The sequence below is a fragment of the Methylobacterium sp. NFXW15 genome, assembly GCF_049887755.1.
Taxonomy (GTDB): Bacteria; Pseudomonadota; Alphaproteobacteria; order Rhizobiales; family Beijerinckiaceae; genus Methylobacterium.
Genome location: NZ_JAGEKG010000001.1, coordinates 527,658 through 541,202, shown reverse-complemented (window position 1 = coordinate 541,202; position 13,545 = coordinate 527,658). Strand labels below are relative to the sequence as shown.

The 13,545-nt window shown below is 60.3% G+C and carries 12 protein-coding genes; 10 read left to right on the top strand and 2 right to left on the bottom strand.

Annotated features, from left to right (window positions below):
- The first annotated feature begins 19 nt into the window (after window positions 1-19).
- From J4O73_RS02595 to J4O73_RS02575, 5 genes are all read left to right on the top strand, one after another.
- Entirely contained in the window at window positions 20-490 is a 471-nt protein-coding gene (locus J4O73_RS02595; RefSeq protein WP_426214334.1) for an HK97 family phage prohead protease, read from the top strand.
- A gap of 38 nt (window positions 491-528) precedes the next feature.
- Complete coding sequence (locus J4O73_RS02590; RefSeq protein WP_426214333.1) at window positions 529-1,752, top strand: phage major capsid protein; 1,224 nt, start codon at window positions 529-531, stop codon at window positions 1,750-1,752.
- Window positions 1,753-1,807: 55 nt separating this feature from the next.
- Window positions 1,808-3,601, top strand: a complete 1,794-nt coding sequence (locus J4O73_RS02585) for a recombinase family protein (RefSeq protein ID WP_426214332.1) — start codon at window positions 1,808-1,810, stop codon at window positions 3,599-3,601.
- Window positions 3,602-3,698: 97 nt separating this feature from the next.
- Window positions 3,699-3,929 carry a hypothetical protein gene (locus J4O73_RS02580; protein WP_426214331.1) on the top strand — a complete coding sequence of 77 codons (231 nt, stop codon included), beginning with the start codon at window positions 3,699-3,701 and terminating at the stop codon, window positions 3,927-3,929.
- A gap of 207 nt (window positions 3,930-4,136) precedes the next feature.
- A complete protein-coding gene (locus J4O73_RS02575; RefSeq protein ID WP_426214330.1) occupies window positions 4,137-5,552 on the top strand; it encodes a TadE/TadG family type IV pilus assembly protein in 1,416 nt (471 codons plus the stop codon).
- A gap of 40 nt (window positions 5,553-5,592) precedes the next feature.
- Here the strand turns inward: J4O73_RS02575 and J4O73_RS02570 are convergent, their stop codons facing one another.
- Complete coding sequence (locus J4O73_RS02570) at window positions 5,593-7,077, bottom strand: hypothetical protein (RefSeq protein ID WP_426214329.1); 1,485 nt, start codon at window positions 7,075-7,077, stop codon at window positions 5,593-5,595.
- A 125-nt stretch (window positions 7,078-7,202) separates the two neighbouring features.
- On the opposite strand from J4O73_RS02570, the gene J4O73_RS02565 reads away from it, so the two are divergent.
- Genes J4O73_RS02565 through J4O73_RS02550 form a run of 4 tightly spaced genes read left to right on the top strand, consistent with a single transcriptional unit; the run spans window position 7,203 to window position 10,681 of the window.
- Window positions 7,203-8,627 carry a hypothetical protein gene (locus J4O73_RS02565; RefSeq protein ID WP_426214328.1) on the top strand — a complete coding sequence of 475 codons (1,425 nt, stop codon included), beginning with the start codon at window positions 7,203-7,205 and terminating at the stop codon, window positions 8,625-8,627.
- A 4-nt stretch (window positions 8,628-8,631) separates the two neighbouring features.
- Window positions 8,632-9,237 (top strand): hypothetical protein, encoded by a 606-nt coding sequence (locus tag J4O73_RS02560; protein WP_426214327.1) that lies wholly within the window; start codon window positions 8,632-8,634, stop codon window positions 9,235-9,237.
- 2 nt (window positions 9,238-9,239) lie between these two features.
- Window positions 9,240-9,614 carry a hypothetical protein gene (locus J4O73_RS02555; protein ID WP_426214326.1) on the top strand — a complete coding sequence of 125 codons (375 nt, stop codon included), beginning with the start codon at window positions 9,240-9,242 and terminating at the stop codon, window positions 9,612-9,614.
- Window positions 9,611-10,681 (top strand): hypothetical protein, encoded by a 1,071-nt coding sequence (locus tag J4O73_RS02550; protein WP_426214325.1) that lies wholly within the window; start codon window positions 9,611-9,613, stop codon window positions 10,679-10,681. Before J4O73_RS02555 ends, J4O73_RS02550 begins: the two co-directional genes overlap by 4 nt.
- 290 nt (window positions 10,682-10,971) lie before the next feature.
- Here the strand turns inward: J4O73_RS02550 and J4O73_RS02545 are convergent, their stop codons facing one another.
- Window positions 10,972-11,415, bottom strand: a complete 444-nt coding sequence (locus J4O73_RS02545; RefSeq protein WP_426214324.1) for a hypothetical protein — start codon at window positions 11,413-11,415, stop codon at window positions 10,972-10,974.
- Window positions 11,416-11,948: 533 nt separating this feature from the next.
- On the opposite strand from J4O73_RS02545, the gene J4O73_RS02540 reads away from it, so the two are divergent.
- On the top strand, window positions 11,949-13,394 hold the full coding sequence (locus tag J4O73_RS02540) for a VapE domain-containing protein (protein ID WP_426214323.1): 1,446 nt from the start codon (window positions 11,949-11,951) through the stop codon (window positions 13,392-13,394).
- Window positions 13,395-13,545: the final 151 nt, after the last annotated feature.

Genomic DNA, 13,545 nt, shown 5'->3' with positions numbered 1-13,545 from the left:
CACAGCGAGGACGATTTCCATGGATGGCCTCATCAGCGGCTACGCCAGCGTGTTCGGCGTGCCCGATCTCGGCCGGGATGTGGTCATGCCCGGAGCCTTCTCCGGCAGCCTCGCCCGGCGCGGCGCGGCGGGCGTGCGCATGCTGTTCCAGCATGATCCGGCGGAGCCGATCGGCCGTTGGCTGTCGCTCCGCGAGGATGCGCGCGGCCTCTACGCCGAGGGCCAGCTCAACCTTGGCGTCCAGCGCGCCCGCGAGATCGCGGCGCTGATGAGCGAGGGCGCCCTCGACGGTCTCTCCATCGGCTTCCGCACGATCAGCGCCCGCCCCGGCGCCGATGGATCCCGCCGCCTGCAGGGGATCGACCTCTGGGAGATCTCCGTCGTGACCTTCCCCCTGCAGCCGGGGGCGCGGGCAAGCCCGAGCCCGAGTCCCGAGGCGATCCGCGGCCTCGCCCGCCGGATCGCCCCCGCGCGGCACCGCGCCGCCTGACCCTTTCCTTCCTTCACCCCCCCAGACGAGGTTCGCCCATGACGCGCCACGCCGCCATCGAGACCGAGGGTTTCGAGTTCAAGGCCCTGGAAACCAAGGCTGTCCTGCCGCCGCTTGAGAACAAGGCTGCCGAGCCCGGCCCGATCCGCTCGGCCGTCGATGACTTTGCCGCCGCCTTCGAGGCCTTCAAGGAAACGAACGACGACCGTCTGCGCCAGATCGAAGGACGCCTCGGCCCCGATGTCGTGACCGAGGAGAAGCTCGCCCGCATCGACGCCGCCCTCGACGCGGCCCGCACCCGGCTCGACCGGATCGGTCTGGAACGCGCCCGCCCCCCGCTCGCCGATCCGCGCCCCCGCGACGACGGCGCCGCGCAGGAGCACAAGGCGGCGTTCGATCTCTATGTCCGTGCCGGCGAAAGCGGCGGGCTGAAGCGGCTGGAAGCCAAGGCGATGTCGGCAGGGTCGGGGCCGGATGGCGGCTACCTCGCCCCCGATAACCTGGAGCGCACCGTGCTGCAGCGTCTCGCCGCCCTGTCGCCGATCCGGGCCATCGCCAGCGTGCAGCAGATCTCCGGCGGACAATACAAGCGGGCGGTGTCGATCGGCGCCCCCGTGACCGGTTGGGTGGCCGAGACCGCCCAGCGCCCCGGCACGGACGCGCCGAACCTCGCACAGATCGCCTTCCCGGCGGCGGAACTCTACGCCATGCCCGCCGCGACCCAGACGCTCCTCGACGACGCGGTGGTCGATGTCGAGGAATGGTTGGCGGGCGAGGTCGAGACCGCCTTCGCGGAGCAGGAGGGCATTGCCTTCGTCACCGGCAGCGGCAATGGCCGTCCGAAGGGCTTTCTTGCCTCCGAGACGGTGGCGAACGCCTCCTGGGCGCCCGGCAAGCTCGGCTTCGTCGGCACGGGCAATTCGGCGGCCTTCGCCGCATCGAACCCGGCCGACGTGCTGTTCGATCTCGTCTACGCCCTGCGCGCGGCGTACCGGCAGAACGCCCGGTTCGTGATGAACCGCAAGACCCAGAGCGCCATCCGCAAGTTCAAGGATGCGGACGGCAACTACCTCTGGCAGCCGCCGCTCGCCGCCGACCGCGCCGCGACGCTGATGGGCTTTCCCGTTACCGAGGCCGAGGCCATGCCCGACATCGCGGCGGGCAGCCTCTCCGTCGCCTTCGGCGATTTCCGGCGCGGTTATCTCGTGGTCGACCGCACGGGCCTGCGCGTGCTGCGCGACCCGTACTCCGCCAAGCCCTAACCCTTCTTTGTGTTCCTGCTATTAAACTCCAGAGTTGAGTAGCGCAGGAATACCTATGCGGGGCAAGCACTTAGCGTTTTCTTACGTGCGTATGAGCACGGAGAAGCAGATCAAGGGTGACAGCCTACGCCGCCAATTGGAGTGGAGCCAGCAGTATGCGGCTGCCCACAACCTCGAACTGGACGACGGCCTGCGCGACATCGGCGTGAGCGCATGGAAGGGCAACAACAGCAAGCGTGGGGCGCTGGCAGCCTTCCTCGGGATGGTGGAGCGCGGTGAGGTGCCCCGAGGCAGCTATCTGCTTGTGGAGAGCCTGGACCGACTGAGCCGCACGCAGGTCATGGACGCGCTCACGCTGTTCACGGGCATCCTTCGCAGCGGCATCAACATCGTCACCATGGGTCCGCCCGAACAGGTTTACACCTGGGCAGGCATCAACGGCGATTTCGGCCAGCTGATCATCACACTCACGGTGATGGCCCGAGCCCATGAGGAGAGCCAGCGCAAGAGCGAGCGCATCCGCGCAGCCTTCGCCAACAAGCGCAACCTAAGTCAGCGCGGCATCCGCACCAACAGCAGCCCACCTCGATGGATCACGGCCACGCAGGTGGCCAAGGGCGAGTTCAGCTATGCGTTGAATGACCGTGCTCCGCTGATCGAATGGATTTTCGAGCGCAGCGCTCAGGGCGTGGGCTTTGACCGCATCGCCAAGGAACTCAACCGCCGAGCCGAACCCACGCTCAAGACCAGCACGCGAGGTTGGTACTTCACCAGCGTGAGCAACATCGTGTGCAACCGCGCAGCTATCGGCGAGTACCAGCCTCACGAGGAAGTGGACGGCAAGCGTGTGCCTCGTGGGGATGCCATTGCCGACTACTACCCCCGCGTGGTCTCGGACGATCTGTTCCTACGGGCTCAGAAGATCAGGCATCGCAACCGCACGGGGGGCAGGGGAGGGCGCTACTTCACCAACCTGCTGGATGGCATGGTCCACTGCGCGCACTGTCGCGGCAAGATGTACATCCACAACAACAGCCAGAGCAAAAACCAGTACACCTACTTGGTATGCGCGAATAATTTTCGCGATGTCAGCAAGGGGGACGCAGAGCCCGTTTGCACCAAGGGCTCTATGCGCTTCCGCTATGAGCAAGCGGAGCAATTCATCCTCGATAACGTGAGCGACTTCGGCATCAGCGATGTCATGCAGATGCGCCGCGCGGACGACGATCTGCGCAAGCGTGACGAGGAGTTGGCCAGCCTCACGGTGAAGCTGGAGGACATACAGCGCAAGGAAGCGCGGTTGCTCACGGTGATCGAGAGTGAGGACGTGGACAACATCCCGGAACTGCTGGCGCTGGCCCGCAAGCGCACGCAGGAGCGCTCAGATACCGAGGCACTGATCCGCACGCTCAAGCACGAGCGCGAGGTAGCCCTAGCCAAGCAGCGCGCATTGGACCCGGCCAGCGCCGTGCAGGCCATGCGTGAGGCTTGGCTGTCGGCGGAAACCGAAGACGACCGTTATGGCCTTCGTGTCCGCTGCAACACCGCCATGCGGGACTTCATCGAGGACATACAGTTCAACAGCGTGGAAGGCTCGTACACGCTGATCCTGTTCGGCGGCGCTCGCGCCTACAAGTTCTTCAACGTCAGCAAGGTCCGCAAAGCCACCCAGACGCCGCTCGTGGTGGACATGCTGCCGCTTGCAGCTACCGGCCTGTGGGAGGTCACGCCCGATCACGCCAAGGTGCCGTTGGCCCCACACCTCAAACCCGTGAACGTCCGTCGAGGTGCCGTGCTGTTCAACGCGGACGGCTCGCTCAACTACAAGCGCACCAAACCCACGCAGTAGATCGCCCAAGAAAATTTTGAAACAGATTGATCAGAGCGGGTAATCTTTGCTCGCTCTTCGTCCTGTCTGGCTGCAGATTTTCCGTTGCGGGAACGCAATGGAGAGCAAGATGTGCAGCATTAACGCAGAACAAGTGGTTGGTCGTAGCCGCAAGGGCGGCTTTGCCAAGGTCGAGAATACTGCTGCTGATGCGCTCACTGTTTGGGGGACGATCAACGGCGAGGCTTTCCGCCGGACTTTCCCCAGCGCCCGTGCATGGCGCGCTTGGCGCAACCTGCAACGCGCTGAAATCGAAGTGCGCGGCATGCAGAGCGGAGACCGCGCTTAAGTACAGAATGATACAAACATGTGCGAAAGGCGCTGCATGCGAGCAGCGCCTTTCCTACCTGTTTAGCATCATAAGTTTGGTCATATTTTTGAAAGCATCATTCTGATGGTCGGACGAGCAAAACAGCCATTTTTCTGACCACTTTAACGGCTTAGCCATTCAAGTGGCCCACCTTTGCCCAAATTCTAACCCTGAGGCTGGGGCGAGATGTCGGCGAAGGATGGTTGGGTGGGGCACCGCTTGCGAACAGTCTTTAGTCTGTGGTTGGCTAACGGGTCAGGCTTGGCCGTCAATCGCCGAGGAGGTGTAGCCCTTACTTTTGCGCTGACTTCACCAGTGCTGTTCGGTCTTGTCGGTGGCGGCATCGACTATGCCCGGCTCGTGGCCCGCCGCTCGCAATTACAGAACGCGGTCGATGCCGGCGCTTTGGCAGGCGGCAACGCCCTCAAACTCGCATCGTCGAGCGTCGCTTCAGTAAAGGGCGTCACCGAACAGATCATAGTTACTAACGCGCCAGCGCCACCGAACAACCCGCTGGCGATCACCGTCACCGTCGCGGATGACAAGGCAAGCGTGTTCGCCCGCGCCGAGGACAGAGTGTCGCTCACCTTCGGCCGCTTCATTGGCATGGGCGCGCAGACCGTAGCGGCGCAGGCCAAGGTCACCATCGTCGGCAAGATGCGCCTGTGCATGCTCACCCTCGACCCAAGTGCGCCGGGTGCGTTCAACCTGCAGAAGAACGCCCAGGTCACCGCGATGGGATGCTCGCTCTATTCAAACTCCACGAGCGCGAGTGGCATGGTGGGTGGCGACAATTCAATGGCAAAAGCGGAGACGATCTGCTCAAGCGGTGGATATGTCGGCCTGCGTGCGAACTTCTCGCCCACACCGCAGACGGAATGCCCATTTATTGCAGATCCCTTGGCAAGCAGGCCAATGCCAGTCGCTGGTGCTTGCGCCTCCATTCCCATCTCAGCGAATAAGAAGGGCGATACCAGCAAGAACGAGGTTGATCAGGACGCCACACTGGACCCCGGCACCTATTGTGGTGGACTACACATTACGAAAAAGGCCATCGTCACGCTGCGCGCGGGGACTTACGTGATGAAGGACGGCCCGCTCATCGTAGATAAGAAGGCCACGATGAGCGGCACGGACGTCGCGTTCTACTTCACAGGCGACAAGGGTGGCCTCGTCTTCGATCAACAGACCACCATCAGCCTGGCGGCCCCGACAACAGGGATGATGGCAGGCCTCCTGATGACGGAGGAGCATGCAGTCGCTACTCCCGTAGATCCTACTGGATCCGTCTCGTTGGATTTTGGAACGACGATCACCCCAACGCCACCGCCACTAGGGTCAACGAAGCCGATGCGGATCTACCGTATCATCTCGGATAATGCCCGCACGATGCTGGGAACGATCTATCTCCCCGCCGGACGCGTCGTGATCGACGCGAAGAAACCGGTAGCGGATCAGTCGGCCTACACCGTGGTACTGGCGCAGCAGGTCAACCTCTACGAAGGACCCAACCTCTATCTCAACGCCAACTACGAAGGCACCAGCGTGCCCGTTCCGAAGGGGGTGGGACCGCTAGGCGGTAGAGTGGTGCTTTCACAATGAAAGCTGGGGGCTCGCTAACACCCCCAGCCCCTTCCCCCTGCTATTGAGGCTGGGCGGGCAAGGCCATTGCAGGGCCAGCAATTCGCAGGAGGCTATCGCAGGCAGTGGCATAGTTGCCAGCCACGCTGATCACCGTGGGCAGCACAAAGCGCAGGGCGTCATCGTCCGCCAGCGCGTCCACGCAAAGCGCAGCTTGGTCCATGTCGGTGTCTGCGAAGGTAGCCAGCGTTCCGATTTGTAGGCCAGCGATTACGTCACACAGCCGCTGCACATCCGCCACGGCCAGCTGTCGCTCGGGTAGAACGGTGAGGTTGCCGCTAGTACCCCCGAACATTTGGCTCACAAGGAAGAATGTGGGTGAACCAAACGGCATGTGCGCTCGGTTGAAGCCCACAGTCATGCCGCCATTGGCTTCAAGATCGAGATGCACCGGCAGTGGTGGAACCAGCAGCGGCGCCTTGGGACCAAAAATGGGCTGACGGCCACCTTGCCCCCACTGCTGCACACTGTCTCGATGGCTCCATACGTACTGCATGTTGCGTTTGCGCTTGGCGTACTCCTCGTCAATCACCTTGCGCCAGTTGCGGAATGAGGCGATGCCAGTGGCATCCAGGGTGAGATGGGCACTGTGGTTGCGCATCTGTGCGCACGCACGCAGCCGAGCACGGTGAGGCACAAGGCTGAGTTCCTCCGCTCGGATCACCACTCCCGCCGGGCTCGTGAACGTGGCCTCGGTAGCAGTGCTGGCAGCGACCCATCCCAGCGATTGCGGATAAGCGTGCACAAAGCGGGTGGCTTGGGCATCGCTCATTAGGAACGCACCCTGCCCCAGTCCGGGGATGGCTCGCGCTAGATCAGCGCTACCGCATGGAAACGCATGGCCCACACCCACCATGTCGATGCGACAGCGATCCTCATAGTTGCGGATCAGCATGGCGCGGGTAGCCACTGCTTTGTCGTCCTTGTCCAGCTTCGCCATCATGGGAAGCGTGAAGTCCATGAGTGCTTTGATAGCTCGGTGGAGTTCAAACAGCGGCGGTTGCACTGCCTGAGGAATTTGGCCGCCGTGCTTCTTGCGCAGGGTGTCGATGGCTGAGGTGTTCTTGTACTTGTCGTACACTCCCTTGAAGCCGCCGTGGTTGTCCAAAAAGTCCTTGGCAGTTTCGGTGGCGGGCTTCTCGCGCGTGGTGATGTCCAGCGCTTCGCTTCGTTGGCTCAGCAAGCCAGCGCTTTGTTTGCGTCCGGCAAAAGCAATCTTCACGAGTGGCTGATAGATGTTCTTCTTGGCCCAGCCGTTATACTTCTCGCCACGCGCTTCCAAGAACTTGCGAGCAAGTTCCTCGTCCTTGATCAACTCCTGACCGAAGTCGTAGATTTCACCCAGCACATCGTTGAGCGAACGTTCGGCCACGATGCCAAGGTCTATAGCGGCTTCGGCTCTCGCTACAATTGGCTGGAACTGCTGGTCGAGGGCTTCAAGATCGGACGCATGTACATCCGTGTTCTTCTTGCTTTTTGCCTTCATCACACCCGGCCTGATATCATTCGTGCCTTTGCAAACCTTTAAGTCTTAAAAGTTTACGGCACGTTCGCTGGGCGCGAGCACAGCCTAGCGTCAAAAAATTAACCCTCAGAAGCCACTCCGCTCACATGCGCGCGATCGAGCCACTGTTCCCGGATCAGCCCGACCATGTGTTTGAGATCGCGGGCGAACGAGTGATGTTCCCCAGGGAGGGCTCCCTGGCCAATCGCGCTCATTATCTGCCAGCCATCAGCAAGAACTATGCGGATGTGGCCGGTGATGCCGCTTGGAGTTTCGCCGGGGTGAACGGTCCCCAGTTGAACTACTTGGAGCCCGGCAGGCTGTTTCACTACCCGGCCACGCTGGTGAGCGCGGGCCAGTTCGCCAAGACGCCGGTAATGGCTGCGCGGAACACTGTGGTGAGCCAGCGCAACAAGGGCAGCACCTTTACCGTCGCAGACAGCGGCGGCTTCCAAATCCAAGAAGGCACAATGCCTTGGGAGGGCGAAGCCACCGTGCTGCGCATGCTCCGCTGGATGGAGGATAACGGCGATTGGGTGATGGCGCTGGACTTCCCCACGGGAGGCATCTCGCCGGGCAACATGATCCCGCATGTGCAGCGCATGCGTGCCGAGGGATTGGGTCCTCAGCTGGACAGCCTCAACGCGGCCAACCGGCTGGGCTTTGAGTACAATGCCTGCCTGCTGCAAACGCTGATCAACACCGACTACATGCTCACGCATCGAGACCCCGGCAAAGCGGGGTTCCTCACGGTGCTGCAAGGTCGCAACGAGGCCGAGAGCAGCACTTGGTATCGCGAGAGCGCCAGCCGCATCACCGATGGCATCGCGTTCGCGGGCGGCCATGTGCGCCACTATGGGCTCATGCTCAATCGCATCCTCGACATGCGAGCCGATGGCACGCTGCAACGGCTCCGGCACATTCACGTCCTTGGCACGAGCACGCTGGATTGTGCTGTGATGCTGACCGTGATCCAGCGAGCGATCCGCGAGCACGACAAAACTGATTTGCAGATCACCTACGACACCAGCAATCCAAGTGTGACTGCGCTCCGATACAATCAGGCTATTACCTCTTACGGGCTCGACTATGTAGCTGCCAGCGTGAGCAACGATGCTCCAAGTCAGGCACATCCAGACGCCTATGATCGCACTCTCAACGAATGGTGCGCGGATCTAACGCACGCGCGCAACGAAGATTGCCGCAAATCCGGCCGAGATCGCCAGTATGCGGCTTTCACCTCCGTGGGAAACCTTGTAAAAGTGCGCGACTTGCTGGACTTCAGCGGCGCTGTTCCGAAGCCAATATCAGATGCCATGTTACTTGTGGCGTGCCACAACATTCAGGTCACAGTTGATGCTCATCGCAATGCGATCAGCAACTGGTACAACTCGGACCAGAGCCGCCTGCGCTTCCCCGCTGCGCTGCTCAAGATGGAAGCGGTGATCAACACGGTTCTAAATCCCGTGCTGTGCCCGCAGCCGCGTCCGGTAATCGCAGAAAGCCAGCACATTCTAACAAGTTTGGCATAGAGTAATGACAAGCCAACAACTGAAAGACTTCCTCATCGGGCGATACAGTCCCCGGTGGCGGGACCACCCTGTTTTATCGCTTGTCGTTGCCGCGCTGTACGTGGGCCTCGGCATTTTTGTGAACCTCACGATCAAATGGTGGCCCAAGGTAGACATACCGCTTCCGTTTAGCGGCGATCCGGCTGTGCAGTTTCCCCTATTCTGGGGAACGGTATTCGTGGGCTTGATCTTCGTGCTGCGCGACTATGGCCAGCGATTGTTCGGTGATTATGTGATCGCTTTGACGCTACTCGCGTCGATTGCCACTTACATCTTTATCGACGGGGACGTGGCGATCTACAGCGCTGCCGCATTCCTCGTGAGTGAGGCATTGGATCAAGCACTGTTTCACTGGTTTGGTTTGACCAAGTTGCGTGATCGCATCCTTTGGTCGTCGCTGTGCAGCGTTTGGCTGGATGGATTGATCATTCTCTATGGCATCAGCCACCTCACGCCCCTGAACTTCGCTTCGCATTGGACCGGTAAGATGCTCGCCAGTATCGCCATCTGGTTCGTCCTCGTCCTGCTTGAGCGGCGCTCCCAAGCCGCGCAGTTGAACCCCGCAGAGTGATCATGGCCGCTGTTGAACCCTTCCGCATGATCTGGGTGACGTTCCAGCGTGCAGGCTTCCACCTTTGGAAAGATGCTCCCGAACGGCGAGACTACCTCGCCACTCGACACCGCCACCTGTTCAAGTTCCGGGTGTGGATACAGGTGTGGCATGGTGATCGTGAGGTTGAGTTTCACGACTTCCTTGAATGGCTTGAGGGCTTGTACGCGGACAAAACGCTGCAAGCTGACGGTAAAAGTTGCGAGACACTCAGCGACGAACTGCACGCGCGCATCGCTGCTCGCTACCTGGATCGCAAAATCTGGATCGAGATCAGCGAGGACGGCGAGTGCGGTAGCTACTCCCAGTATGAGGCCATGGAGCCGCGTGCCCGATGAACGTTTGGCTGCTGCCCATTGAGGGCCACGAACAGCGCTATACCAACCAGTGGCGGCAACACCTGCCCCGGCAGTTGGAGCATGCTGCGGCTGATCGCGGCGTGGATGCGCGGGTGATTGAGGTGGATGGAGACTTGCCGGTGCAAGTCCCCACCGAGGGGGCGTTCCTCGATTTCGCCGGAACCAACGTGTTCAAGGGCACGCAGATTGCGCGCGTAGCGGAGCACTTCCAGCGGGATGAGGTGCAGCCGGGCGACGTGTTCTTGTTCACCGATGCATGGCACCCTGGCGTGCATCAGGTCCGCTACATGAGTGCGCTGCTCAAGGTGCCCGTCAAGACGGTGGGCCTCTGGCACGCTGGGCACTATGACCCCCACGACTTCCTCGGGGACATTCCCTTGAAGGATGCGCCCTGGGCTGAGGCCATGGAGCGGGCACTGTGGGAGGCCTACGACATCAGCGCATTCGCCACGCAGGCCCACATCGATCTGTTCCGCAAGGGCGTGAAGGTCAGCAAGGACGATCCCCGCTTCGCCAGGGCGCTCGTGGGCTGGCCCATGGAGTACCTAGCTGCGGAGATCGAACCCTACCGGGATCTGCCCAAAGAAAAGATCGTGCTGTTCCCCCATCGGCGTGCTCCTGAGAAGCAGGAGAGCATGTTCAGGGAGTTGGGCAAGGAGTTCCCGGACTGGGAGTTCCGGGTGGCTCAAGAGACTGCGCTGAGCAAAGCGGAGTACCACAGCCTGCTGGCGCGAAGCCGGGTGGTTTTCTCGTGCTCGTTGCAGGAGACGCTTGGCATTGGCTGCTATGAGGGCGTGCTGGCCGGGGCTGTGCCGGTGGTGCCTGCTAGGCTCTCCTATCGGGAGATGTACCCCAAGGAGTTTCAGTACCCCAGCGCTTGGACCATGCCGCTCACGGCTGAGGCCAACCGCCCGGCTCTCCTCGCCCACCTCCGCAAGGTACTGGACCGGGCGGAAAGAGACGAATTCAATCTCTCAGCCTGCCGCCAGCAGCTAACCCCGTTCTTCTCAGGGGATCGGCTGTACGACAGGCTGTTGCAGCCTTAGGTCGAAACTGATCGGCCTTGCCGTAAGACGGGCTGCTGAAGGTAATTTGCGGCGGCTGGTATCTACGCTGACCACTAAAGGTTGAACATAAGTCAAAGCGGGCCAAGCCGTCATGTGCTACTTACAAGGGTGGCCGGATTGAGGAAGCCATATAGGCATGGGTCAATCCGCGAAAGTCGCTGCCTCAACCGCAAGCACCCGGCAGTGGGCCACCTAGGAACATCCGGAATTAGCCATAGCCAGCGCTATAGGCAGCGCCCCTGTGAGCATTGATCTATTGGATCTCAATGCTAAGGCACTGGGATGTAGGCAAGGTCGCCCCCGAACTGCTTGTTCAGTGCGTCAATCAGGCGATTGAGTTCGTCTAGCTGCTTGATGGTTAGGTCCTGACCCACGCGAGCGTGCAGGATGGGATGGCGCTTGTGCATCTTCTCGTACATGCCCACCAGCACGTCCCAGAAGGTCTGCGCACTGCCCTTGCCCCTGCTGCCGAACAGCCCGCTAGGCTGATCCAGTACGATGCGAATGTCATCACGAAAGTCATAGAAGGAACGGATCACCTCGCGCACCTCGTGGTGGTCGGCATCGCTTAGACGGGCATACTCAACAGTCTTGCCGTTGCTGGCAGGCACCTTCACTCGCTCGCTGAGAGCGTGAAGCATCTTGGGCGTGCGAGTGCGAACCACGGGGGGCTGCGGCTGAGTGCTGTCGGGCATTTCGAATAGATCATTCATTTTCTTCTTCCTTTTATCAATTCTGCTTACATCCAACCTCTTACTTGCCAGCACGCTTGGCAGCCCAATAGGCCCGCATGGCTTCTGCGCGCTTGGCGTTACTGGCCTCGGTTTGGGTCTTGCCTCGCATAGCTGCGCTGAGGGCTGCGCAGTGGTCGGGCGAACGTGTCCTGCCCTTGCGCGTGGCGCTCATCTTGGCCCTGGTTTCGTCCGTGTGTCGAGTTCCTTTTCGCATGATGTGCTCCTGTTGTTTGTTGTAATTTTATTTATACAGGTGAGCATAAAAGAGCGATATTAGAGTATGGCAACCGTTTGAGCGCCATTCTGCACTAGTGCGCATAAATAAAATTGACGGGACAGAATGCAGGAATGCATAGTGGCGTTAGAGGCAATGCACGACTTTCATATTGCTCTCGATACCAAGGATATCTTATAAATAGATACGCAGCAGGCATTGTTGCATTTCTTCCTTGGTGTCCGAGAGACTGGTCGTGCGGTCTCTCGGACTTTCTTTTTGACCAAGGAATAAGAAAATGACCACGACAACTTATATCGCCGACATCCTCGCTGGCCTTCATGAGAAGGCCATCCGCAGCGAAGCTATCGAACTACAGAGCCTTGTAGATGCGCTCGACCACAGCCAGAACCTCGATCAGGTTCGCAAGTGGGTCATCGAACACACCGAGCACACCAAGCGCGACTGGAAGGCCGCAGTGCATCGCGCCAAGGTCAAGGATGCGCTGGGCTTGTTCCCGGCAACAGCCGTGGAACTGCTGCGCGCTGTGTCCGGGGATAGGGGCATCCGCGTAGCCTACAACCGCAGCATCAGCAGGAGCGCGCCGGTAGCCTTTGAAGGCGACATCATCACTGCCGAGGATCGCGCTCGTGATCGCCTCATCGACAACGTGGCTCGGATCAAGGAGAGCCGAGAGGTCAACACGGAAACGTTCAAGCGCGAACTGCGCATGATCAACGAGCAGTACGGCTTGGGCTTCTCCAAGGATGCCATCAGCGATGCAGTGACCACTTGGTTTCTCGACGCCATTGAGGATCGCAAGCTGGAACTGTTTTCGGATGTGGCGTTCGCTCCCCAGAGCAAGGAAGCGGTGGCAGCCAACTGGCAGCGCATTACCGGGGCATTCTGTGTCGAGGAGCACGATGCCGACTTCGTTCGCGCGGTGCTCAGCAAGTTCATGTGGCAGGTCAAGCGCAAGATGCTGGGCCTACCGATCACGGATCACCTCATGCCGGTGCTGCTGGGTCCGCAGGGCGTGGGCAAGAGCACGCTTATCCGTGACATCTTCCTCAAGCCCCTAGAGGAAGTCACCATGAACACGGACTTCTCCGAGATCACCGACAATCGCAACCACGACATGTGGCGCTTTTACGTGCTGTTCATGGACGAGATGAGCCACGCTGGCAAAGCTGACATGGACACGGTGAAGAACCTGATCACTCTGCCCATGCTGCAACGTCGCCCCATGGGCAGCAACGATGTCGTGAACATCCGTCAGAACGCCACGTTTATTGGGTGCAGCAACAAGGAAATCGAGCAGCTAATTCGAGACGAGACTGGCAACCGTCGATTTGCAGCGCTGCGCTTTACCAGCACTCCCGATCACGCCACCATCAACCTCATCGACGCTGGCGTTCTCTGGCAGAGCGTGGACGAGCACGGCGAAGACCCCATGAAGCCCTTCAAGGCCATCCTCAAGGCCAAGCAGGCTGAATGGCGCGAGCGCAGTCAGGTAGAGCAGTGGCTGGAACAGCACGAAGTGCCCAGCTGCAAACATGGCAGGCCGCAGGCCACAGCGGATTTGTTCAAGGAATACGACCTTTGGGCAAACACCTACTTCAGTGGCCAGAGTTACAACTACAACAGCTTCGCGAAGGAGATGAAGCGAGTGATCAACAACCACCCCGAACTGGGATGGAAGTCCAAGAGCACCAAGCGTGGAAGCGGATATCAGTACAAGTGAGCAAAAGGGTGAAGGGAGAACAACCTCCCTTCACCCTCCCTTCACCCTTTAGCCATGCGTCCGATGGGTGTATCCCATTGAGATACATGGATTTTCTTATGGGGTGAAGGGAGTGAAGGGAGTGAAGGGTACTTTCTTAGGTGTAATAATT

What these genes read in the sequence shown, in the direction of transcription:
- J4O73_RS02590 (WP_426214333.1), top strand. Translation starts at nt 529, where the DNA reads ATGACGCGCCACGCCGCCATCGAGACCGAGGGTTTCGAGTTCAAGGCC.
- J4O73_RS02570 (WP_426214329.1), bottom strand. Translation starts at nt 7,077, where the DNA reads ATGAAGGCAAAAAGCAAGAAGAACACGGATGTACATGCGTCCGATCTT.
- J4O73_RS02560 (WP_426214327.1), top strand. Translation starts at nt 8,632, where the DNA reads ATGACAAGCCAACAACTGAAAGACTTCCTCATCGGGCGATACAGTCCC.
- J4O73_RS02575 (WP_426214330.1), top strand. Translation starts at nt 4,137, where the DNA reads ATGTCGGCGAAGGATGGTTGGGTGGGGCACCGCTTGCGAACAGTCTTT.
- J4O73_RS02565 (WP_426214328.1), top strand. Translation starts at nt 7,203, where the DNA reads ATGCGCGCGATCGAGCCACTGTTCCCGGATCAGCCCGACCATGTGTTT.
- J4O73_RS02550 (WP_426214325.1), top strand. Translation starts at nt 9,611, where the DNA reads ATGAACGTTTGGCTGCTGCCCATTGAGGGCCACGAACAGCGCTATACC.
- J4O73_RS02545 (WP_426214324.1), bottom strand. Translation starts at nt 11,415, where the DNA reads ATGAATGATCTATTCGAAATGCCCGACAGCACTCAGCCGCAGCCCCCC.
- J4O73_RS02580 (WP_426214331.1), top strand. Translation starts at nt 3,699, where the DNA reads ATGGAGAGCAAGATGTGCAGCATTAACGCAGAACAAGTGGTTGGTCGT.
- J4O73_RS02595 (WP_426214334.1), top strand. Translation starts at nt 20, where the DNA reads ATGGATGGCCTCATCAGCGGCTACGCCAGCGTGTTCGGCGTGCCCGAT.
- J4O73_RS02555 (WP_426214326.1), top strand. Translation starts at nt 9,240, where the DNA reads ATGGCCGCTGTTGAACCCTTCCGCATGATCTGGGTGACGTTCCAGCGT.
- J4O73_RS02540 (WP_426214323.1), top strand. Translation starts at nt 11,949, where the DNA reads ATGACCACGACAACTTATATCGCCGACATCCTCGCTGGCCTTCATGAG.
- J4O73_RS02585 (WP_426214332.1), top strand. Translation starts at nt 1,808, where the DNA reads ATGCGGGGCAAGCACTTAGCGTTTTCTTACGTGCGTATGAGCACGGAG.